Genomic DNA, 22,451 nt, shown 5'->3' with positions numbered 1-22,451 from the left:
ATCATACCTTTACGCCCTACATGGAAGAAAGAAAATACTTACAAACCTGGAAAAAATACCTCCCGGTTATTCGCCTGCATCTGAAAAGAAGCTTTAACGAAGATCAAAGCTTTAAATTAAATATAACAGATTTTGAATCAGCCGGCGACCGGGGTAAATCGGGTTATACATTCAATATCACCATGGAGAATGGTAAGGTAACCAACAATATCAGCGGTTCAGCAGTAGCCCGCGACCTTTTCGAAGCCTTAAAGTCTGATGAAACCATCAAAGCCATGTTGCAGGATAAAAATATTAAGATTAGTGTAGGTAAATCTTTTATACTCAGCATAAAGACCACCCACGTATCAGCTTTTAAATAAGCAAATCATATTAATAGATGATTTTATAAATTATTAACAATGAAACTGCTTTGTGGCTATGCTTACAAGGCTGTTTCACTGTTCGCATTTATATATTCCAGATATTCATATATCGCATATTTTAGCGATTCAAAGTTCTCGTAACTGGCTTCACTTATTTCCACCTCTTTACCATTTTTAAGATCTATACAAAGAGTTCTGTCACTGGCTGAAACTCTTGCCGACTTTTTAGTGCGCGTAACATATATTTTTTGCACATCCCCTTTAGTAATAACTAATTGCCGCTTCATCATATTACCATGCATTAATATGCCATAACCGGATATGGTGATTTTTTGTGGACTAAGTAAAAACCCTAAAACAATTATAACCACCACTATCACAAATAGCGAAAAAAGCATCAACCCGTTAGTAATAAATGCAAGTTCAGGGTTGTCTCCACTATCACGTCGCCCTATTATTAACCATGCAAAATAACCGATCGAAATTATTAGTGCAGGTATCCTTATCCAATACTGCAAACCAACTTTTGAGGTAGCAACTCTATCCATATATGCTTAACCAAACATAATAAATAAGCCTGGCAAAATAAACACGATGGCTCTATTGGATGCTTTTTAGCAAAAAATAATTAGCATATCCCATTATCTGTTTATATTTATAAATAATCATATAAACCTATAAACCAATGAGATCAATCCGCCTGTCACTCATACTTGCATCTTTACTATTTCTTCAATTTAAAACCCGTGCGCAAACCGTTGATCCTGCTATCGCAGACAAAATTAGCCGGGTTGAAAACAATATACTTAAACCTATACAAATTGAGGGCGATGCACCATACAGTATTCAGCAGGATATGAAGGATAACCATATACACGGGGTAAGCATCGCCGTAATACACAATTATAAAATAGAGTGGGCAAAAGGTTATGGTTATGCCGATGACAGTCTTAAAATACCGGTAACCGCTCAGACACTTTTCCAGGCAGCATCCATTAGTAAGTCATTGAACGCGGTAGGCGTGTTAAAACTGGTACAGGATAAAAAATTAGATCTGTATGCTGATATCAATAATTACCTTACTACCTGGAAATTCCCGTATGATTCCTTATCGAAAAACAAAAAAATAAGTGTGGCCAACCTATTGAGCCATACCGCAGGTTTAACAGTACATGGGTTTGGAGGCTATTCAGCAACAGATACTTTACCTACTTTAGTACAGATACTTAACGGAACAAAACCAGCAAATTCACCGGCTATCCGCTCTATGTATGCACCGGGTTTAAAGTCGGAATACTCGGGTGGTGGTATCACTATTTCACAAATGATAGTGATGGATATTACCCACGAATCATATGATAAATACATGTATGATAATGTATTGAAACCATTGGGGATGACAAGCAGCACGTACACCCAACCTCCTGTTAATGTAAAACCGGCATTGTTAGCTGCTGGCTACCGGCCTGATGGTAAAGAGATACCAGGCAAATTCCACACCTATCCGGAGCAGGCCGCCGCCGGCTTATGGACCAACCCTACCGACCTTGCCAAATATATTATTGAAACGCAACTGGCCTACCATGGAAAGTCATCAAAGGTTTTGAACCAACAAATGACGCAGCTCAGGCTTACGCCATATATCGACAATGAGGCAGCTTTAGGCACTTTCGTGATAAACAGGGATAGCACCAAATATTTTTCGCACAGCGGCGCAAATGAAGGCTTCAGATGCGCTTATTATGGAAGCTTTGAAGATGGTAACGGCGTAGTGGTAATGGTGAACTCAGATAATGGTAATATAAATAATGACATTGTAAATAGCGTAGCCAAAGTATATGGTTTTAAAGGCTTAAATATATCAGTAACCCGCAAAGTAATTAAGGTTGATGATGCCATTTTACAAAGCTATACCGGTAAATACGCTATTTCTTCAAAACAGGTTGCCATAGTAGCCAAACAAGGCAGCCAGTTGACTATACAGATGGGTAACCAGCGGCCCTTAAATGTCTATCCGGAAACTAAGAATAAGTTTTTTGTAAAAGAGTTTAATGCCGAGGCTGAATTTATAACAGATGATAAAGGGCAGGTAACTAAAGTTATCTTTTATGAAAATGGCCATTCGAATGAAGCATTGCCTGTGAAATAAATTTTGCCCGACATCTTTTGTCAGACTTACGAAGTTTTAAAACGGCGAAGCCCTCAACGAGGCCATTAAAACAAACAACGAGTTAAACTTCGTAAGTCTTATATCATTTATTACATCTGCAACTATGGCAAAACATTTTTATCCATATTTGCAAACTATGCCCATGCTCCAATCTTACATCAGCCAGCAATTTAACGGTACCATTTGGCGCCTTGAAATTGATGAGCTCAGCGAAACCATTTTTATAGAAACCCGCAACGAGCAGGATAAACAGGTTAGTTTTTCATCTATAAATTTAAACACGGGCCACACTAACTTTAAAGAGCTCACCACTCCTGAGCGCTGGTTAACCGGTATTGAGGCTGCCTATGACGGGGTACTGCTCTTACACAATTACCAATCGGAAAATGGGCCTTTGCATAAAGGTATAATCGCCATTGATGCCATTACCGGCGAAACTTTGTGGGAAAATTACATTAATGCGTTCGATCATTTAAGCGCCGATGGACCAGTGGTTTACAATACCAACATCCAGCCTAAAAAATTATTTATTGCAGATATAAGAACCGGTGCAACAAACCGGGTTTATGATCCGTCTGTTAATCATGAGATACAGAACAGTATAGTGGTACCACAATTGATTGACCCTGCATTATTATCGCCGGAGTTAATCCTTTTTTCACCATTTGGAAATAGTATTCATTATCTGGAATACAATAATTTCAGAATTGTATCTTTGCACACTTTGGAAGCTGAAACGCTAAAACAGTATCTGTATATATTTAATGGTGTTGATAAAGTTTATGACGATTTATTAAATACCAGTATACAGAAATTACAACCAGAGGCGTTTATATTGCATAAAACCCGTTTAATTTATATTAAAGATAAGTCAGTATTAAATATTGTTAACTTATAAATTAGTGTATTATAACATATTATGAAATTTAAGATCTTATTATTTACAGCATTATTATTTACAACATCCGCCTCAGTTTTTGCTAAATCATTGGTTGATTCTATTGGTATTGAAAATAAAGACGGCAAAAAAGTGATCCTGCATAAACTTGATCCAAAAGATAACTATTACTCACTGGGTCGCCTTTATAAAGTAAGTCCAAAAACTATAATTCAATTCAACAACAATGCAGCATTGGTTATTGGCAATGTAATTAAGGTACCTACCGACAGGCCTTTCCTTGAATCGTCATACAATACGCCGCAACAGCAATTACACCCTGCTACGCAGCAAAGCGCACCGGTTAAAACAGAGGCTACGCCGGTAGTTAAACAACAGGCCCCTCCGGTTCAGCAACAGCCGCAGCCACAACAACAAGTTCAACAAGCACAACAAACTCCGCCAGCTAATAACAGTAACCTAACACAGGATTATAAGGTATCGGCAGGTGAAACATTATACTCTATTGCCAAACGCTTTGGCACTACGGTTGAAGATATTACCAGCCTTAATGGCCTTACATCAAGCACACTTGCACCAGGACAAATATTAAAGGTACGTACAGGCACTCCACCGCCAGTTGCCCCGCCAGTAGTTGCCAAACAGGACAATACGGCCATAATGCCAGCGGATAGTAGCAATGCCAGTCATTTTAATGCCAACAAATTTGGTTTATATGAGAAAGATGAAAAAGGCGTAGCCACTTATATTGATGGCACTGACCTTGACCCTAACAAAAAGCTTGTTTTACACCGTACTGCACCAATTGGTACAGTTATAAAAATAACCAACCCCATGACCAACCTTACTACCTATGCCAAGGTGGTAGGTAGGTTTACCGATAATGAATCAACCAAAGATGTGATCATCGTGGTAACTAAAAACGTTGCCGATTCATTAGGTGCTTTGGATAAACGCTTTCATGTAAACATCAGCTACGGCAGCCCGAATGAATAAACCTTTTATAATCGGTATTGCAGGGGGAAGCGGCTCTGGCAAAACCTTTTTTTTAAAGTGTTTTCTTGAACATTTTAGTACTAACGAGGTATGTTTGGTATCGCAGGATGATTATTATTTCCCGGTACCACCTGATATGACCGCAGAGGAAAACAAACTATTTAATTTTGACCTGCCGGATACGATCGATCATCAGCATTTTGAAGATGATATAAACAGCCTGCTTAACTGGCAAACTATAGTAAAAAAGGAATATACTTTCAATAATCCCAGTGCCATCCCTAAAATGCTGGAGATAAAGCCCGCTCCTATTTTAATTGTAGAGGGTTTGTTTATCCTGCATTTCAGAAAAATAGCAGAATCACTGGATCTGAAGATCTTTATTGAGGCTGATGATGACATAGCCCTCCAGCGCCGCCTAAAACGCGATCTGATGGAACGCGGCTACTCGCATGATGATGTAATATACAAATGGATAAACCACGTTGTACCGGCCTATAAAGAGTTCCTATTACCCTACAAAGATGAATGCGACCAGATTATCACCAACAACACCCACGTTGCCGATGATATTATTTGTATTACGGAGAATATTTCGCATCAGTTGAGGGAAAAAGTATTAGGAGATGCTTAATTGTAATGTCGAGAAAAGGCCGTCATACTGAGCGCTAGTCGAAGTATGAGCGCAGAGGCCTTTACCCACATGCTTCGACTAGCGCTCAGCATGACACCCACACATGTAAAATGATTTGTTGGGATTGCTTCGTTACAGCAATGACGCGCGGTGAATATCAAATTACCATTTCAGGAATTTCACCCTCCACAACCAATTTCCCTGCTGTAGCCTTAATAATATCCTCCACACTTATTCCCGGCGCGCGCTCTATCAGCTTAAAACCGCCGCCATTGGGTAATATATCAAGTACCGCCAGTTCAGTCACTATCTTTTTAACGCAATTGATGCCCGTTAATGGCAGTGTACATTGAGGCAACAGCTTTGATTCACCTGCTTTGTTTACATGCTGCATGGCTACAATAATGTTTTCTGCGGATGCCACCAGATCCATAGCGCCGCCCATACCTTTAACCATTTTGCCAGGGATCTTCCAGTTGGCTATATCCCCATTTTCGGATACTTCCATAGCACCCAGTATGGTTAAATTAACTTTCTTAGCCCGTATCATCCCAAAACTCATCGCCGAATCAAATATGGCTGAACCCGGCAGCATGGTGATGGTTTGCTTGCCAGCGTTAATGGTATCGGCATCTTCGTCACCTTCAAACGGGAAGGACCCCATACCGAGCAAGCCGTTTTCTGATTGTAACACTACATCCATGGTTTCGGGGATATAATTAGCCACCAGCGTTGGTATGCCAATGCCCAGGTTAACATAGTAACCGTCCTTTATTTCTTTTGCTATGCGTTTAGCTATGCCTTGTTTGTCTAACATAATTTAAAAAATTATTGTCATTGCGAGGAGGAACGACGAAGCAACCTCGTCGCGTTTAATATGCAAGCGACGAGGTTGCCGCGCTATCGCTCGCAATGACATGTTTTATTAGTCTTCCTTCTTTCTTACCGTTCTTTGCTCAATCCTTTTCTCATAATCCTTCCCCTGAAAGATCCTGTGCACGTAAATCCCGGGCGTATGAATATGGTCAGGGTCAAGCTCGCCTGGTTCAACCAGTTCTTCAACCTCGGCAATAGTTACCTTACCGGCCATGGCCATAACAGGATTAAAGTTACGTGCCGTGCTGCGATACACAAGATTACCCATGGTATCGCCCTTCCAGGCTTTTACAATGGAAAAATCGGCATCAAAAGCCATCTCCATTAAATAATCCTTGCCATTAAAGTTTCGTATTTCTTTACCATCGGCGATCTCTGTGCCAATACCTGCCGGAGTAAATATTGCGGGCATTCCATACCCCGCCGCCATACAACGAGTGGCTAATGTGCCTTGCGGGATCAATTCAACCTCCAGTTCGCCACTTAGCAGCTGGCGTTCAAATTCAGCATTTTCGCCAACATAGGATGACACCATCTTTTTAACCTGCCGCTGTTTAAGCATTAGGCCGATACCAAAATCGTCGACCCCGGCATTGTTGGAGATACAGGTAAGGTCTTTCACCCCTTTTTTAACCAGTGCGGCAATACAATTTTCAGGCAGCCCACATAATCCGAAACCGCCAAGCATTAGGGTCATGCCGTCTTTAATATCATGGATGGCCTCATCGGCCCCATTAACTACTTTATTCATGTTCTATAATTGGTAAGGTAAAATTAAGTTTTTTATTCATCGAATAGCGAGACTTACGAAGTTTAAAAAAATCGTAAGTCTATATCGTCAAACCGTTCATATCTACAAAAAACCAAACAATTAAAAGTTTGAAGCATTAGTATTAATACATCAAACAATAAAAAGTCAATGATATTTACTGATGACCATTTAACGAATGACCGGGACGATCAGCCGTTAACAAAAATACAACCGAATGCCTACCGTGTTAATGATAGCCACACCATTGAGGAAAAACAGCTGAAGAAACATTACTTATTCGGCAAGGGAGACCAGCATGCAAACCCAACAGAAGGTAAAGGTGCAGGCGGACAAAAATTCGGACAAGAAAACCTTACACCTGCCGGCGATGATAAAAACAACCCATCGCAGAACGCGGGATATACCAATGCCTATTTTGCACGTACCGAACCATCGGAAGAACATCCGGAAGATTCAAACTTTACAGCTAAAAACCAGGATGGATCGCCTGATTATAGTAAAGCACGGCCGTATGCATCAGCCAATGAACCTAAACCCGAAAAACGGGAACGCGGCAATGGCGAAAATGATCGTCCCCATCCGCAGGAAGAATATAGCGAAGGCACTGATGATTATGATGGCACCAGCGAACCCAATATACCAGGGCCTAATGAATTACCCGAACAGCAAAAGGTTGGAGAAGATGATGATAAAGACCATATTGAAACGTAGAGAAGATATTTACCTATGTCATGCTGAACTTGTTTCAGCACCTCACAGGACAAGTGACTAATATTTGCTACTTAGCTTATGAGATGCTGAAACAAGTTCAGCATGACATTTATTTATAGATTACCAATTCATATTCTTTGCAACAAAAGCTTCCAGATCATCGGCCATAGCCTGTTGTTCCTTAACATTGGGATGGCCCGGTGTATTTTTGTAAAGGATGAAATGAGTATAAATATTTTTGTCGTTGAGGCCATCAACCGCTTTTTGAATATAGCCCGGCCATGGTGAACCGGTTTGAGTGGCATCCATACTACCCAGTATACAAATGATATGTGCCTTTGGGTATTTACTCCTGACAGTAGCTACAAAATTACGATATGCATTAATAATGAACTCGGGCTTCGGCTTTGTAGTTCCGAAACGGGCTTTGAATTGCGGATTGTTCGGCTTTTCAACTATCCATGAATCATTTTGAAAAAGGTTAATCACCACCAGATCCGGAGTATATTTGGAGAAATTCCATTTACTGGTTGAATCGGTGGCATCAAGCCGGTCATACATTTCAGGCATAATCAGCGGAAACCAGCTAACCGTGATCCCGATACCGCTCTTTGATGTATTGTGAAAGTCAGCGTTAAAATGCCTTGCGGTTAATGTCGCATAGCTGATGTAGCCATCCTCATAAGGTGCGGTGCCCCTATCTTGCCCGGTGCTATCCTCTGCCGCATAGCCACAGCTGATAGAATCACCGAAATATTCAATTTTATGTTTATGTGCAGGCGTAGCAGGTAAAACCTTACCCCCTTTATCAATAGTAAAACCATAAAACCAGGTCTTGCCCATCGCCCATTCGGTACGTTTAAATAATTCTAAGGTATGCTTGCCTGCATTTAGTCCGGTAATTTCATGCTCAAATTTGCCATCGGTAGTTACCTGTTCTTTCTTGATTATTTTTCCGTCAAGCAATATATTATAAAAATTGTCGCCCCGCTCATCACGCATTTTATAATTGATGCCGGTACCCTCAAAATTTATTTTAACCGTAGTACCCGACCACGACAATACAGCGGCAGTATCCTGCAGATCAACCCTACCCATATATTGTATATGCGGATCATTAGCCTTAACAGTAATTTGAGCGCTACAACTAAAACCAGCTACTGCCAGCGTGATACATAAGATAAGGTGCTTATAATTCATTGGTTTATGGTTAGTGGTTATAAGGTTGATTGAGGCCTATTTCAAATATACATAAGTAATCCCATCTCCACCACGGTCGGCATGTTCATCTTCCATACGGTCAACCTGGTCATATTTTTTAAGGTATTGCCTTATCATTTTTCGGAGTATACCATCGCCTTTACCGTGGATGATCTTCAAGTTGCCAAAACCCATCATCAGGGCGCGGTCAAGCAAGCGTTCAATATTACCTAAGGCATCTTCGGTACGCATGCCGCGTACATCAATCTCCGGACTAAAGCTTGCCATATCACTGCTATGCGAATTATAACTTTTCCTTATCTCCTTGGGCACTTCCTTACGGGATACTTTTTGCACTTTGCTCTTCTTAGCCACAGTGCGCAATTCGCCAATGGCAATGATCACATTATCCCTGGCAATCTCTATCACCTGCCCTGTAGTTTCAGAGTCATTTAGTTTTACCCAGTCGCCCGCTTTTAATTCATCATCATTAACTGCGGGCTTTTTAACTTCTGGCTTAATCGTATTCTTTTGCAGCTCACGGTTCAGATTTTCGCGCAGGTCGCGGGTTTTTTCCTTATCGGCATTACTGCTTTTTATTTCAGATATCGTGTTCTCTACCAGTTTATTTGCATTCAGGATGATATTTTTTGCTTCCTGCTTAGCATCACGGATCAATGTTTTTTTATTTTCTTCCAGATAGCTTTTCAGCTGCTCATTTTCCGCTAGTAAGGCATTAACCTGCCTTTGCTGGCGCTCCAGCTTTATACGGGTATCGTTTATTTCCTTCTTTTCCCGCTCAAGATCAACCAGCAAAGTATCCACTCTTTTTTGTCCCGCACTTACCTTACTTTTTGCCAGGTTAAGTACATTCAGCGGCAACCCTATTTTTTGGGCGATCTCAAAAGCGTACGAACTGCCGGGTTTACCAACTTCCAATATATACAGCGGCTTCATCTCCACGTTATTAAATAGCATGGAGGCATTTTCCAACCCCTCGGTATTGCTCGCAAATATTTTAAGGTTGGAATAGTGCGTGGTCACCATGCCCTTAACCTTTTTATGGTTAAGCGATTCCAACACAGCCTCGGCAATCGGGCCACCAAATTGAGGATCGGTACCAGTACCAAATTCATCAATCAATATCATTGATTTTGCGTTGGCCTGCTCCACAAATTCCTTCATTTTCGAGAGGTGCGCGCTATAAGTACTTAAATCACTTTCTATCGACTGATCATCGCCTATATCCACAAAAAACGAAGCAAATACCCCCATTGTACTGGCTTCGGATGCAGGTATCAATAAGCCAGCCTGCAGCATCATTTGCAGCAAGCCAACCGTTTTCATACACACCGATTTTCCACCGGCATTCGGCCCTGAAACCACTACTATACGGGTACCCTCATCTATCTGCACATTAAGCGGCACAACGGTTCTATGCTCTTTTTTAAAATTGAGGAACAGCAACGGGTGGCGCGCGTTTACCAGTTTCAGTCCGGGTTTATTAACCACATCGGGCATTTCACCTTCAACATCAATAGCAAAGAGCGCTTTAGCCCGCACAAAGTCCAGCTTGGTTAATAAACCATGATAGGATAATAAAAGCGGGATATACGGCCTTAATTCATCAGTTAAGCCGGTTAATATCTTGATAATCTCGCGTCGGCGCTCAAATTCCAGGTCGCGGATCTTATTATTCAAGGTAAATACTTCTTCGGGCTCCATATAAACGGTTTGCCCCGAGGCCGACTCATCATGGATAAAGCCCTTGAGCTTACGTTTATTTTCAGCCAGTAACGGTATGCACAGGCGGCCATCGCGCACGGTTAATGAGCCATCAGCCGTCCAACCGCTTGAAGACGCGTTCTTAAATATCTGGTCTATCTTTCTGCGGGCTTCCTGTTCAGCTTTTGAAATACCTGAGGTGATATCAATCAGCTCACGCGAAGCATTAGGCCTTATCTTTCCTTTGGCATCAATTACAAGATCTATTTTTTTAATGATAGCCTTCTCAATAGGCAAATGCTCAAATAAAGCTTCCAGGTTGGGATATTGACCTTCACGGTCATTAAAATAACCTATCACCGAAAAAACGGTATTCAATGACGCCTGTACCTGGTAAAACTCTTCCTCGCTTAAAAAAACACCTTCAACACGTGCCTTATTGGCTAGTGATTTTATATCAAAAAAATTCTGGATAGGCAGTGGGGCATCATTAACTAATATATTTTTAAACTCATTTGCCTGGCTTAAAAATTTACGGATCAGGTCATAATTGTTCATCACCTGTATCTTATCCACCATTTGCTGACCCATCACGCTCAGGCAATGATTTTTTATCAGTTCCTTTACCTCGGTAAATCCCAGTTTATCAACACTACTTTGCGGGTGAAGCATTCTTATTTCTCTGTTTTCTTATTAATGAATCTCTGTGGGCCTGCATTTTCTCAAACCTTGCTCTTGGGTTTACATTATTATGCTGAACAGGCGTGACAGGAGCCTGCATAGCTGGCATAGCACCAGCACCCGGAGTGCCTGGAACAAGTGTTTTTTTGCTATTTACCGTATTTTGTTTTATTGATAGTTTGGTTATTGAATCGGTTTTTACCCGCAGGTTCTCTAAAACCTTATCATACATATCAGCAAGCTCCACTGGTTTGTTACTTGCGTAATATATGAAGCTCTTTCTGAATTGTGCTGAATCGGTATGATGCTTTGCAAATACAGCCTGATATTTGCCCCTGCCATACTTATATAAAGTATCAGGCGTTTGGGACACGGTGATCAAAGTGCCGTCAACTATATGCACATCAGTTAACAAGGCTATCATATTATCTTTATCAATAATACCATCAGGTGTACCATTGCTGCAGGCAGATAAAAAAAGCAATACTAAAAAAAACAAGGTTATATATTTACGCATTCTGTAATTTAGCGGTTTAATTCAGCAAAAATACGGATAAATGAGCATTGCCGATAACATCATCAGCCTAAAAAAGGAAACGGATAGTTTACATGTAATATTATTAGCGGTATCAAAAACAAAACCGCCCGAAGATATACAACAAGCATACGACGCTGGTCAGCGTATTTTTGGCGAAAACCAGGTACAGGAACTGGTTGATAAATACGAAAAACTGCCACAGGATATTCAATGGCACCTGATTGGCCACTTACAAAGCAATAAGGTTAAATACATCGCGCCGTTCATCAGCATGATACAATCTGTTGATAGTCTGAAGCTTTTGCAGGAAATCAATAAGCATGCTTTAAAACATGACCGCATTATTGATTGCCTGTTACAGATATATATTGCCGATGAGGAAACCAAATTTGGTTTGGGCTTTGATGAAGCGATAGAACTGTTACGCTCGGATGATTTTGCCGAACTAAAGAACATTAAAATACGCGGACTAATGGGTATTGCCACCAATACCGACAGCGAAAAACAGGTTAAAGACGAATACTACGAGCTAAAAACTTTTTACGATGGCATTAAGGCGAGCTTTTTCCGTAAGGATAAAACCTTTAATGTGCTATCAATGGGCATGTCGTCCGACTATAAGATCGCGATTGAACAGGGTAGCAATATGGTACGCTTAGGCAGTACTATATTTGGCAACCGGGTAGTTAAACATTGGAAGAATAATTAGTCATTGGTCATTGAGTCATTAGTCATTGGGACCTACCTCCATAAACTATTAGCTCAGCCATAAGACTATACTTTAACAAAACAACTAATGACTATTGACCAATGACTAAAATAAGAACAGCCAAAAAAGAAGATTGCCCGCGTTTAATGGAGCTTATAAACGAGCTCGCGCTTTTTGAAAAATTACCGGAAGAAGTTACCGTAACACTTGAAGAATTTGAGGATGCCGGTTTTGGCAAAAATCCGGTTTGGAAGGCTTTTGTTGTCGAAGATAATCATATTATTGTTGGCTTTGCGTTGTATTACGTGCGTTATTCAACATGGAAAGGCTGCCGTTTGTATTTAGAAGACCTGTTGGTAACGGAGAGCTATCGCGGTAAAGGTGTGGGTAAATTACTGTTCGACCAGGTAATAAAAGAGACCATGGATATGGGTTTTAGCGGGATGGTTTGGCAGGTGCTCGACTGGAATGAACCTGCTATTAAATTCTACAATAAATACGGGGCTAATATCGAATCGGGCTGGCTTAACGCAGCTTTATCAAAGGAACAGTTACTAAACTACTTATAATGAAATTACAATATCTGCCTTTTTTGTTCGTCGTTTTGCTGATGAATGCCTGCAACTGGGGTAAGCCAAACAATTCGCCCAATGGAATCAACAAGGATACGCTTGCTTATGTTTATCAAACCGTAAAACAACGGGCATCTGATTGCGGCGCTAAACCTGATAGCGGCTGTACCGTAGCTGTTGTAAAGTTCCCTGCTTTCAACAACAAAACTTTATTGAATGATAGTGTTAAAAACAGGCTATTTAATTTATTCTGGGTTGATTCAACCATGGAAGCTGACACCGACCTGCAAAAGTATGCACGTGAATTTGTGAGCGTGTACGACCAAAATAAAAATGATCCATCAGTTAAAGGTAAGATCTTCACCATCAACAGCAGCGCAAAAGTGCTGAGGCAGGATTCAAGCCTTACTACTTTAGAAATCGGCGGCTATATGTTTCAAGGTGGCGCACATGGAGCTACGGTAACCGAATTTTTAAACTGGGATACCAAGGCCAACAAAAGCATCACGCTAAACGACATTCTTGTTAAGGATTATAAAGATAAGCTGAATGCGGTAGCGGATACCATTTTCAGGCATGATGAAAAATTGAGTATGGATGCCTCATTAGCGCAGGATTATTTTTTTAAGGATAATCTATTTGCACTCAATAACAACTTTTCAATAACACCATTAGGGCTAAGGTTTTTGTATAACCAGTATGAGATAAAACCATATTCGGCCGGGCAAACGGTTTTGCTTGTCCCCTATGGTAAAATTAAATTACTATTATTGCCACATACGGTAATATCACAATATATTAAATAAATAATGCAGAAAGCCAGTATTAAATTAATTGCATTCCTGGTTTTAATATTAGTTTCCTTCGCACAACAAAAAGCTGAAGCAGCAATAGTAGTCGCTGGTAAAAGGAACATAACCCCTAATGCAGCTGCAAAAGTAAAAGATACCATCGCCTACATAAATAAAGGCATGCACGGTGAAACGAGTAATTGTAAAAACCCAAATGGATGCGGTTTCATCACCGTTAATTATCCTGATTTTAAAGGTAATGAGCCTTTAAATAATGCTATAAAACGAAAAATCATCGATTACTTATCACCATATTGTGAAAGAAAGCTTGATCTTAAAAACTTTGATAAGAGTTTGAAAAAAATAGCTCAATCTTATAATAATAAAAGTGATACCAGTACGGTAGATCAATTGCCTGCTACCTATGAGCTTAATGTTGATGTGATTGTACAAGATTCCAGTTTAATTATGCTTGATTTTTCGCAAGATGATTCGGGGGGGGCACATCCTAATCATAACGATGAATATTTAAACTGGAATATAAAGGCTGACAAAACAATTTCCCTGGATGATCTGCTGGTAAATGATTACGAAAGCCCGCTTACCAATATCGCTGAACAGATCTTTCGAAAAGATGAGAACCTCGGTAAGGATCAGTCTTTAGCAGATTACAATTTCGAAAACAACACGTTCGCTTTGAATAATAATTTTCAAATCACACCCAAAGGCATTAGTTTCTTTTACAACAGTTACGAAATTAAATCATATGCCGAGGGAACAACAGATTTGTTAATTCCATATGCAGCAATAAAAAAATTACTTCGACCCAACACGGTCATAAATCAATATAATAAATAATGCTTGTTTTTAAATTCGGAGGGGCATCAGTAAAGAATGCCGAGGGTATAATAAATCTGGGTAAAGTAGTTAATAAGTATACCGGTAATCAGTTGCTCATTGTAGTTTCGGCCATGGGTAAAACAACCAACGCCCTCGAAAAATTGACCAAAGCCTATTTTAACCAGGCTGATGATGTAAATGAAATTTACGAGGAGATAAAGCAATATCACTATAACATACTGTTTGAACTTTTTGATAGCACCGACCCTGTTTTTGATGAAGTGGCAAACACTTTTGTAGAGATAGATTGGATGCTGGAGGATGAGCCGCATGATGATTATGATTTTATTTATGATCAGATCGTATCTGTTGGTGAACTGGTTTCTACCCGTATAGTAAATGCCTATCTCAATAAAATAAACTTAAAAAGTCAGTGGCTGGATGTGCGTGGATATATCCATACCGATAATACGTATCGTGAAGGTGTGGTGCAATGGCATAAAACCAAGGAAAGCATCCTGCATCATATCCCCGCTTTGTTAGAGAAAAGTATAGTGGTAACACAAGGCTTTTTAGGTGGCACATCCGAGAATTTCACTACTACGCTTGGTCGCGAGGGCTCTGATTATACCGCATCTATATTAGCGTCCTGCTTAAATGCAGAATCGGTTACTACCTGGAAGGATGTACCCGGCATACTTAACGCCGACCCTAAGTATTTTGAGGATACCATTAAGTTTGATGAGCTATCCTACACCGATGCTATCGAGATGACCTATTACGGGGCAACTGTCATCCACCCAAAAACTATAAAACCGCTGCAAAACGCTAAAATACCTTTGTTGGTGAAGCCCTTTAATGATCCGTCTGCAGCGGGTACGGTAATTAAGGAGGATGGGCATAATAATTTTGCAAAACCGGTGATCATCATCAAACAAAGCCAGGTATTGCTGTCGTTATCAGCAAAGGATTATTCGTTTATCTCAGAAGATCATTTAAGCGAGATCTTCCGCCTGTTTGCACAGAGCCATATTAAAGTGAACGTGATGCAAACGTCAGCCCTAAGCTTTTCTGTTTGTTTTGATCATGATGAAGATCGCTTTAAACAATTACTACAAAGCCTGAGCGAAGGTTTTAAAGCAAAATATAACAGCGGTTTAATGCTGATAACCACCAGGCATTATACACCAGCATCGTTAAAAGAATTAACAGTTGGCAAAACGGTATTGCTTGAACAAGTAAGCAGGAATACGGCACAGGTGGTGGTGAGGTAAAAAGGAAAGGAAGAAGGTGTCATGCTGAGCGCTAGTCGAAGCATGTGGGCGGGCCTATACGCACATGCTTCGACTAGCGCTCAGCATGACACCCCTTATTTGAACTTTTCATTTATGTAAACGTTAATTAATAATGAAAATCTACCAGCAAACCATTCAACTTCGTGAGCGCAAACGCGGTTTCCATCTCATAACAACTGAGGTTGTAAACGCGTTACCGCAGGTCAGTGAGTTAAAAACGGGTATTATGCAGGTTTTTATTCAGCATACCTCAGCTTCATTAACCATAAATGAAAACACCGACCCTACCGTAAGGAAGGATTTTGAGATGTATTTTAACAAGGCCGTACCCGAAAATGACCCGGATTATCAGCATGATGATGAAGGTTCAGATGACATGCCAGCACACCTTAAAGCCGCTATGCTGGGCAGTTCGGTAACTATACCTATCCGCAACGGACGTCCGGCTTTAGGCACATGGCAGGGTATTTACCTATGTGAGCACCGGAATTATGGCGGACAAAGAAATCTTGTAATTACCGCCTGGGGAGAGGCATAATTATTAATATTAATTTACATTTGCAGGTAAATTAAATAATACCACTTGGTATATTTTAGTTTAATTTTGAAAACTATTTATAACATAACTTTATATGCTTAAGAGAGTTGTTGTAACCGGCCTGGGTGCTGTAACACCACTGGGAAACGATATAAAATCATTTTGGCAAAATGCTGTAGCCGGCAAAAGCGGCGCGGCCATCATCACAAAATTTGATGCTTCCTTATTTCGCACGCAATTTGCCTGCGAGGTAAAGGGTTTTAATCCTGCTGATTTTTTAGACAGGGCTGATGTTAAAAGGACAGATTCTTTTACACAATATGCAATCGTCGCATCTGACGAGGCAATAAAAGATTCAGGTTTCGACTTTGAAAAAATGGACCCGTTTGATGTGGGTGTGATATGGGGATCGGGCCAGGGAGGTATGGAAACTTTTGAAGAGCAGGTGAGTGAGTATGCCCGTGGCAATGGGCAACCACGCTACAGCCCTTTCTTCGTGCCTAAATTTCTAACCAATATGGCTTCAGGCATGATCTCTATCCGTAACGGGTATATGGGCATCAATTACACTGCAGTGTCTGCCTGCGCAACCTCAAATACAGCTATAATGGATGCTTATAATTACATTCGTTTAGGTAAGGCAAAAATTATTATATCAGGTGGCTCCGAAGCTACCATTACCCCAGCTTCAATAGGTGGTTTTAGTGCTATGAAGGCCATGTCGGCCCGTAATGATGATCCGCAACGTGCCTCAAGGCCATTTGATGTGTACCGGGATGGTTTTGTTATGGGTGAAGGATCTGGCGCCTTAGTGCTGGAAGAATATGAGCACGCGGTAAAAAGGGGTGCTAAAATATATGCAGAGGTAACCGGCGCATCCATGACGGCCGATGCTTATCACATGACCTCAACGCACCCCGAAGGAAAAGGCGCGGCAAAGGCGATGGAACTGGCTTTAAACGAGGCCGGCATAACCATAAACCAGGTTGATTACCTGAATATGCACGCTACCTCTACCCCTGTCGGCGACCTATCAGAGCTTAAAGCAGTACATGCGTTAACCGGTGATGAAAAGTTAACCATGAAAATAGGCGCCACCAAATCAATGACCGGTCACCTGTTAGGTGCTGCCGGAGCAATTGAGGCTATCATTTGCTTAATGGCCATAAAAGACCAGGTATTGCCGCCAACCATCAATACAGAAACATTAGACCCCGCAGTACCAGCCAACTTGAACATTGTTCGCGGTAAAGCTATTGAACATAAAGTGAATGTAGCCATGAGCAACACATTTGGTTTCGGTGGGCATAATGGTATTGTGGTGTTTAAGAAGATATAAGTTAAATTTTCAATCATAAAAAATAGCGATGGGTTTGAAACCCATCGCTATTTTTGTTTATGCCCCTGTCACTAAACCCAATTGTCATTCTGAGCGATAGCGAAGAAACTTACCACCATGTATAAACGCGTGCTAAGATTCTTCGCTATCGTTCAGAATGACAATTTATTATAATAAGAGTAATTACCTCCTTGAATTCAGCATCAAAAACGCATCCTTAGGCGATTTTAAATACGCATCATAAAACTGGGCAGTAAACCCTACATGGATCTCTTCAATATCATTTTCAAAAGCATGTACCAGTTCTTCAGCCACCTGTTGTGGCGGGATGCCGTTACTGCCGCCGATATCCTGTGAAAACTCGGTATCAACTAATGGCGGCATCAATTCAAATACCTTTATAGCGGTTGTTTTTGCCAATGAGAAGCGTAAAGCCTGTGTATAGGAATGCAAAGCCGCTTTACTTGCCGAATAGGTAGGCACATCGTATGATGGCGCTATAGCTAAAACGGAAGTTACGTTTACAATAGCGGCTTCCTTTTGTTTTTCAAGTACAGGCAGTAAATGATCTGTTAAACGAAGTACAGCAAGGTAATTCGTCAATATTTCGGCGCTTGCATTTGCATAGGCTATTGCACCAGGCAATAGCTGATATACTGATGCCTGACCCGCATTATTTATCAATACATCTAAACCCGGATAATTGATGGCTAAAAAATTTACCAGTTTGTTTACATCTTCCTCTTTAGTAATGTCACAGGCAAAAATACCCACATTGTTCAACTTAGCGGCTGCATTTTTAAGCCTTGCTTCGCTCCTGCCGGTGATGATTACTTTGTTGCCTTTTTCAGTTAATAGCTTAGCGATCTGGAAACCGATGCCAGAACCTCCGCCGGTTATTAGTACTGTTTTATTTGAAATATTCATTTTATTGGTTTTTAATATTGTTGTTGATATGTTTGAAATAATGCACAATATTACATCATAAAATATACCAATTGGTATATTTTATGTCAAATTTTTTATGCTTTCATCTGGTTGATCAATAGCTCAACAGTCTGCATTATTTTATCCATATTGCTTTGGCTGTTCGTTACTTTAGCTATCATTATAGCGCCTTCTATCAAAGCAATTATTGATAAGGCTATCTGTGTATGATCAAGGCCTTCTTTAAACTCGCCTGCAGCAACACCACCTTGTATAAGATCCTGTATAGTTTTTTTCCATTTTAATACGGCCTTTGCCGCGCGGTCTTTTAGCAGGCTATTGGTGTCATCAGCCTCAATAGCTGTATTAAGCACAGGGCAGCCACCAACAGGAAACGAACCTCGTGTAAACTGGTCATATACCTGGGCATAAACCATTAGCTTGTCATGGTAGGTGGTTGCCTGTTGTATACGTTGCTGTATAACCTGACTAACCTTACTATAATTATGATCAAACACAGCCAGTGCCACATCTTCCTTATTGCCAAAGTTACCGTATATGCTGCCTTTTGTTAATCCGGTAGCCTCGGTAATGTCAGACATGGAAGTACCCGCATAACCTTTCATATTAAAAATACCGGCAGTAGTTTCAATAATGAACTGGCGTGTACGGTCGGCTTTTGACAGTTTGTTTTCCATATACAAATATACCAAATGGTATTATACTATCAATACTGATCCACATGCAATTTCGTATTTTGATACTAATAGGTTACCTTTGCTATCCAAAAGATACTACTATACTTTTAGATATCATCAAGATGCTTACAGATACCATTAACCGCCCACCCAACAAAGAAGCCTGCGCTGCAAGTATAAATGCTATAAAAGATGCGCTTTACGCTTTGAATGGTAAATGGAAACTATTAATAATTGTGGCTTTGGTTGATGGAGCAAAACGATTCAAGGAAATACAGCGCGACCTGCAAACCATTACACCAAAAGTATTATCAAAAGAACTAAAAGAGCTTGAACTAAATGGTTTTGTTGAGCGAAAAGTTTTCAATACTACGCCGGTTACCGTAACCTATGAGCTTACACCTTATAGCGCCAGCCTGGGCAGCATTATGAATGAATTAAGACTTTGGGGTATACAGCACCGCAAACATATTGTAGAAACAAGCAAAGCACAATAATTATCCTCTCTAATATTAATAATCAGCGTAAGTTTTATTTTGTAAAACTTGTATCATATTATTATATGTTACAACATACAAGGCAAAATATTGTGAAATTTGCAGCCTAATAATCCAACAGAAAAATATTTATAACAATGTATAAAGTAAAAGTAATTTCATCAACAATAAGACCAGGCAGAAAAGGCCCTGTGATAGCCAAATGGATAGCCGATGTAGCACAAAAACATGGTTTTGAAGTAGAACTTTTAGATCTGGGCGAAATAAACCTGCCATTGATGAACGAACCCGTACACCCGCGCCTTAAACAATATGAGCATGAATATACCAAGCAATGGAGCGCTAAAATTGAAGAAGCAGATGCCTTTATTTTTGTAACCGCCGAATACGATTACAGCTACCCTGCGCCGCTTAAAAATGCTTTGGAATACCTGGTACATGAATGGGCCTACAAACCAGCCGGTATTGTAAGTTATTCAATAGGGCCATTTGCCGGTGTAAGGGCAATATCAAACCTGAAACCCGACCTGCTTTCATTAAAAATTATTGGTTTGGCTGAGTCGGTAACTATACCAGCTTACAACCAGTTTTTGAATGAAGATGATGAGTTTGTACCTAATGAACTGCTTATCAACTCAGCAGCTTTAATGCTGAAAGAACTTGTACGCTGGACAAAAGGCTTAAAAGCTATAAAAGAAGATATATAATTTAAAAAGTAATCAATAACAATTAACAATAAAGGCTCTGGTATAATACCAGAGCCTTTATTGTTATTAGCCTTTTTTATGCTCAGGTTTATGAGCACTGTATTTGTTGGATGTTTGATCAGACCGTTGTCCGCCGGAATTACTAATTCCCTTTTCCTTTAACCTTTCATTCTGGTTAGTAAAGGCACGATCGGATTTTGGCTGCCCTTGCCCATTGTTGTTGTTTTTAAAACCTTCCTGATTTTTCATAATACAATATGTTTTAATTTACAATCATTGTGGTGCAAGAATTGTACCGGGATAGCATAAACTATTATTATCCACAAAAAAAGCTGCACCCCTTAACAAGGTGCAGCTACATTAAATTAACTACCTAAACTATATTAATAACTTGCGTTCTGTTTTAAATTAGGATTGGTTTCAATATCATTTAATGGTATTGGCAGATATTCACGTCCAGGAGTATAAGTGTTAAACTCAGGGTCCCTTGATTTCAGGAATGCAAGCTTGACAGGATCCTGTAACCATCCCCAGCGTAAAATATCATCAAAACGGTGACCTTCCAGTGAAAATTCAAGGAACCTTTCGTGTGCTATCTGATCGCGCATTTCCGCCTGTGTCAAGCCTGGTTTAACAGTTGCCAGATCAGCCAATCCTACACGGCTGCGCACCTGCTGGATATATGGATATGCATCACTGGTGCTACCTAATTCGTTTAAACATTCAGCATACATCAGCAATACATCTGAGTAACGCATTAAACGCTCATTAATACCTGAACGCCAGTCGTACTCATTTGCAAAACCATCTTCGCTATTTTCATATTTATGGCACCACAACTGGTTTAATGACGAGCTGTTTGCATAGGCAACCTGAAAACTTACTCCATACAAAGTTTCACCCGGTTTATTATAGAACATACTTACATCAAGGCGTGGATCAACACCACCTGCTGCTGTTGGCTCCTGCATATAATCATTATAAAGTGCCTGTGATGGCTGCACATCGCCAAAACCAAAACTTGCAGCACCGAAGGTTACCGCACGTGCTGATGTACGGCCCCAGCCTGATTCCGGCTCACCACCCCAACCAAGGTCAGTTCCCCCGGCATCACGTGAAAATTGAACTTCAAATACCGATTCGGCATTGTTCTCTGCATTTAAAAAAAAGTTGTCATAATAATTCGGCATCAAACTATAAACACCAAGGTTCATTACTGCTTTAAATTGAGTGGCAGCATCGGTGTAATCCTTTGTAAACAAATAGGTTTTACCTAAGTAGGCCATTGCTGCACCTTTTGTTGCTCTGCCCACCTGATTATCAACAGTAGTTAATGTAGCATAACTCACCGGCAGTAAATTTGCAGCCTGTTTAAAGTCGCTTATTACCTGTTGCCAAACATCAGCCTGCGCTACCTGTTTTTGCAGGTAATCAGTTGTTGATGCAGGTGGAGCAAGCGGCATTGGTATGTTCTTATAAAAATCTGTTAAGTGGAAGTAATACAGAGCCCTTAAAAAGTATGCCTGCCCTAATACGCGGTTTTTAAGATCAGCATCCATTGAGATGGCGGGCACATAGGCGATAACCTCATTGGCACGTAAAATACCCTGGTAATATGCTGTCCATGCAATAGACGATGTAAAACCGCTGGACGCTAAGTTAAACTTTCCGCAGTTATAGATCTGATCCCAGGGACTATTACTGGTTACATCGTCCCCACGTGTGTTTTCTATCACGGGCGAAAAGCGCATGTATGATCCATCGATTATTAAACTTCCGTAAACGGCGTTAATACCTGCTACCGCATCACTTGATGTTTTCCAAAATGTTTGAGTGGTTTGAGCATTTGGATTTACTGTATCCAAACTACTCTTTTTACAGCTTGCTGTTATAAATGACAGTGCTATTAAAGCTGCTATTCCTTTACTATATATATTTTTCATTTGAATGAAATATTAATAATTGTTAAATA

General features: G+C 40.3%; 25 protein-coding genes. 15 read left to right on the top strand and 10 right to left on the bottom strand.

Annotated features, from left to right (window positions below; all coding sequences use genetic code 11):
* The first annotated feature begins 20 nt into the window (after positions 1-20).
* Positions 21-362, top strand: a complete 342-nt coding sequence (locus tag BLU33_RS08130) for a hypothetical protein (protein ID WP_091371152.1) — start codon at positions 21-23, stop codon at positions 360-362.
* Between the two features lie 62 nt (positions 363-424).
* On the opposite strand, the gene BLU33_RS08125 is transcribed toward BLU33_RS08130, so the two are convergent.
* Positions 425-913: a hypothetical protein gene (locus BLU33_RS08125; protein ID WP_091371150.1), complete on the bottom strand. Its 489-nt coding sequence runs from the start codon at positions 911-913 to the stop codon at positions 425-427.
* Positions 914-1,050: 137 nt separating this feature from the next.
* Between BLU33_RS08125 and BLU33_RS08120 the strand changes: the two genes are divergently transcribed.
* From BLU33_RS08120 to BLU33_RS08105, 4 genes are all read left to right on the top strand, one after another.
* Positions 1,051-2,514 carry a serine hydrolase gene (locus tag BLU33_RS08120; protein ID WP_091371148.1) on the top strand — a complete coding sequence of 488 codons (1,464 nt, stop codon included), beginning with the start codon at positions 1,051-1,053 and terminating at the stop codon, positions 2,512-2,514.
* Between the two features lie 124 nt (positions 2,515-2,638).
* Positions 2,639-3,433 carry a DUF4905 domain-containing protein gene (locus tag BLU33_RS08115; RefSeq protein ID WP_091371146.1) on the top strand — a complete coding sequence of 265 codons (795 nt, stop codon included), beginning with the start codon at positions 2,639-2,641 and terminating at the stop codon, positions 3,431-3,433.
* A gap of 21 nt (positions 3,434-3,454) precedes the next feature.
* Complete coding sequence (locus tag BLU33_RS08110; protein WP_091371143.1) at positions 3,455-4,429, top strand: DPBB and LysM peptidoglycan-binding domain-containing protein; 975 nt, start codon at positions 3,455-3,457, stop codon at positions 4,427-4,429.
* Positions 4,422-5,063, top strand: a complete 642-nt coding sequence (locus BLU33_RS08105; protein WP_091371141.1) for a uridine kinase family protein — start codon at positions 4,422-4,424, stop codon at positions 5,061-5,063. Before BLU33_RS08110 ends, BLU33_RS08105 begins: the two co-directional genes overlap by 8 nt.
* A 157-nt stretch (positions 5,064-5,220) precedes the next feature.
* Here the strand turns inward: BLU33_RS08105 and BLU33_RS08100 are convergent, their stop codons facing one another.
* Positions 5,221-5,880, bottom strand: a complete 660-nt coding sequence (locus BLU33_RS08100; protein ID WP_091371138.1) for a 3-oxoacid CoA-transferase subunit B — start codon at positions 5,878-5,880, stop codon at positions 5,221-5,223.
* 108 nt (positions 5,881-5,988) lie between these two features.
* On the bottom strand, positions 5,989-6,690 hold the full coding sequence (locus BLU33_RS08095) for a CoA transferase subunit A (RefSeq protein ID WP_091371136.1): 702 nt from the start codon (positions 6,688-6,690) through the stop codon (positions 5,989-5,991).
* A gap of 168 nt (positions 6,691-6,858) precedes the next feature.
* Between BLU33_RS08095 and BLU33_RS08090 the strand changes: the two genes are divergently transcribed.
* Positions 6,859-7,422, top strand: coding sequence for a hypothetical protein (locus tag BLU33_RS08090; RefSeq protein WP_091371133.1), 564 nt, complete (start codon positions 6,859-6,861; stop codon positions 7,420-7,422).
* A gap of 120 nt (positions 7,423-7,542) precedes the next feature.
* On the opposite strand, the gene BLU33_RS08085 is transcribed toward BLU33_RS08090, so the two are convergent.
* The 3 genes from BLU33_RS08085 to BLU33_RS08075 are packed head-to-tail and all read right to left on the bottom strand — an operon-like array spanning position 7,543 to position 11,545.
* Complete coding sequence (locus tag BLU33_RS08085; protein WP_091371131.1) at positions 7,543-8,622, bottom strand: SGNH/GDSL hydrolase family protein; 1,080 nt, start codon at positions 8,620-8,622, stop codon at positions 7,543-7,545.
* 36 nt (positions 8,623-8,658) lie between these two features.
* Complete coding sequence (locus BLU33_RS08080; RefSeq protein WP_091371129.1) at positions 8,659-11,019, bottom strand: endonuclease MutS2; 2,361 nt, start codon at positions 11,017-11,019, stop codon at positions 8,659-8,661.
* A complete protein-coding gene (locus BLU33_RS08075; protein ID WP_091371126.1) occupies positions 11,000-11,545 on the bottom strand; it encodes a DUF4296 domain-containing protein in 546 nt (181 codons plus the stop codon). Before BLU33_RS08075 ends, BLU33_RS08080 begins: the two co-directional genes overlap by 20 nt.
* 40 nt (positions 11,546-11,585) lie before the next feature.
* On the opposite strand from BLU33_RS08075, the gene BLU33_RS08070 reads away from it, so the two are divergent.
* The 7 genes from BLU33_RS08070 (at position 11,586) to fabF (ending at position 17,650) form a co-directional block, all read left to right on the top strand.
* Positions 11,586-12,275 (top strand): YggS family pyridoxal phosphate-dependent enzyme, encoded by a 690-nt coding sequence (locus tag BLU33_RS08070; protein WP_091371123.1) that lies wholly within the window; start codon positions 11,586-11,588, stop codon positions 12,273-12,275.
* Between the two features lie 101 nt (positions 12,276-12,376).
* Positions 12,377-12,844, top strand: coding sequence for a GNAT family N-acetyltransferase (locus BLU33_RS08065; protein ID WP_091371121.1), 468 nt, complete (start codon positions 12,377-12,379; stop codon positions 12,842-12,844).
* A complete protein-coding gene (locus tag BLU33_RS08060; RefSeq protein ID WP_091371119.1) occupies positions 12,844-13,653 on the top strand; it encodes an RsiV family protein in 810 nt (269 codons plus the stop codon). Before BLU33_RS08065 ends, BLU33_RS08060 begins: the two co-directional genes overlap by 1 nt.
* 3 nt (positions 13,654-13,656) lie before the next feature.
* Positions 13,657-14,496, top strand: a complete 840-nt coding sequence (locus BLU33_RS08055; protein ID WP_091371117.1) for a DUF3298 and DUF4163 domain-containing protein — start codon at positions 13,657-13,659, stop codon at positions 14,494-14,496.
* A complete protein-coding gene (locus tag BLU33_RS08050) occupies positions 14,496-15,752 on the top strand; it encodes an aspartate kinase (protein ID WP_091371115.1) in 1,257 nt (418 codons plus the stop codon). The genes BLU33_RS08055 and BLU33_RS08050 overlap by 1 nt, the downstream gene beginning before the upstream one ends.
* Before the next feature lie 133 nt (positions 15,753-15,885).
* A complete protein-coding gene (locus BLU33_RS08045; RefSeq protein ID WP_091371113.1) occupies positions 15,886-16,311 on the top strand; it encodes a secondary thiamine-phosphate synthase enzyme YjbQ in 426 nt (141 codons plus the stop codon).
* 94 nt (positions 16,312-16,405) lie between these two features.
* Complete coding sequence (fabF, locus tag BLU33_RS08040; protein WP_091371111.1) at positions 16,406-17,650, top strand: beta-ketoacyl-ACP synthase II; 1,245 nt, start codon at positions 16,406-16,408, stop codon at positions 17,648-17,650.
* A 183-nt stretch (positions 17,651-17,833) separates the two neighbouring features.
* Here fabF and BLU33_RS08035 read toward each other — a convergent pair whose 3' ends face one another.
* Both BLU33_RS08035 and BLU33_RS08030 read right to left on the bottom strand, forming a co-directional pair.
* Positions 17,834-18,577 (bottom strand): SDR family oxidoreductase, encoded by a 744-nt coding sequence (locus tag BLU33_RS08035; protein ID WP_091380342.1) that lies wholly within the window; start codon positions 18,575-18,577, stop codon positions 17,834-17,836.
* 95 nt (positions 18,578-18,672) lie between these two features.
* Positions 18,673-19,275 (bottom strand): TetR/AcrR family transcriptional regulator, encoded by a 603-nt coding sequence (locus BLU33_RS08030; RefSeq protein ID WP_091371110.1) that lies wholly within the window; start codon positions 19,273-19,275, stop codon positions 18,673-18,675.
* Positions 19,276-19,319: 44 nt separating this feature from the next.
* On the opposite strand from BLU33_RS08030, the gene BLU33_RS08025 reads away from it, so the two are divergent.
* The gene (locus tag BLU33_RS08025; protein WP_232009421.1) at positions 19,320-19,772 is read left to right on the top strand and encodes a winged helix-turn-helix transcriptional regulator; all 453 of its coding nucleotides are present in this window, start codon (positions 19,320-19,322) and stop codon (positions 19,770-19,772) included.
* Positions 19,773-19,909: 137 nt separating this feature from the next.
* A complete protein-coding gene (locus tag BLU33_RS08020) occupies positions 19,910-20,479 on the top strand; it encodes an NADPH-dependent FMN reductase (RefSeq protein WP_091371108.1) in 570 nt (189 codons plus the stop codon).
* Positions 20,480-20,545: 66 nt separating this feature from the next.
* Here BLU33_RS08020 and BLU33_RS08015 read toward each other — a convergent pair whose 3' ends face one another.
* Both BLU33_RS08015 and BLU33_RS08010 read right to left on the bottom strand, forming a co-directional pair.
* Positions 20,546-20,728, bottom strand: a complete 183-nt coding sequence (locus BLU33_RS08015; RefSeq protein ID WP_091371106.1) for a hypothetical protein — start codon at positions 20,726-20,728, stop codon at positions 20,546-20,548.
* Between the two features lie 134 nt (positions 20,729-20,862).
* Positions 20,863-22,422, bottom strand: coding sequence for a RagB/SusD family nutrient uptake outer membrane protein (locus BLU33_RS08010; RefSeq protein ID WP_091371104.1), 1,560 nt, complete (start codon positions 22,420-22,422; stop codon positions 20,863-20,865).
* Between the last annotated feature and the right edge of the window lie 29 nt (positions 22,423-22,451).

Source organism: Mucilaginibacter mallensis (genome assembly GCF_900105165.1).
In the GTDB taxonomy this organism is placed as follows: domain Bacteria; phylum Bacteroidota; class Bacteroidia; order Sphingobacteriales; family Sphingobacteriaceae; genus Mucilaginibacter; species Mucilaginibacter mallensis.
This window is presented reverse-complemented; position numbering and strand designations above follow the sequence as displayed.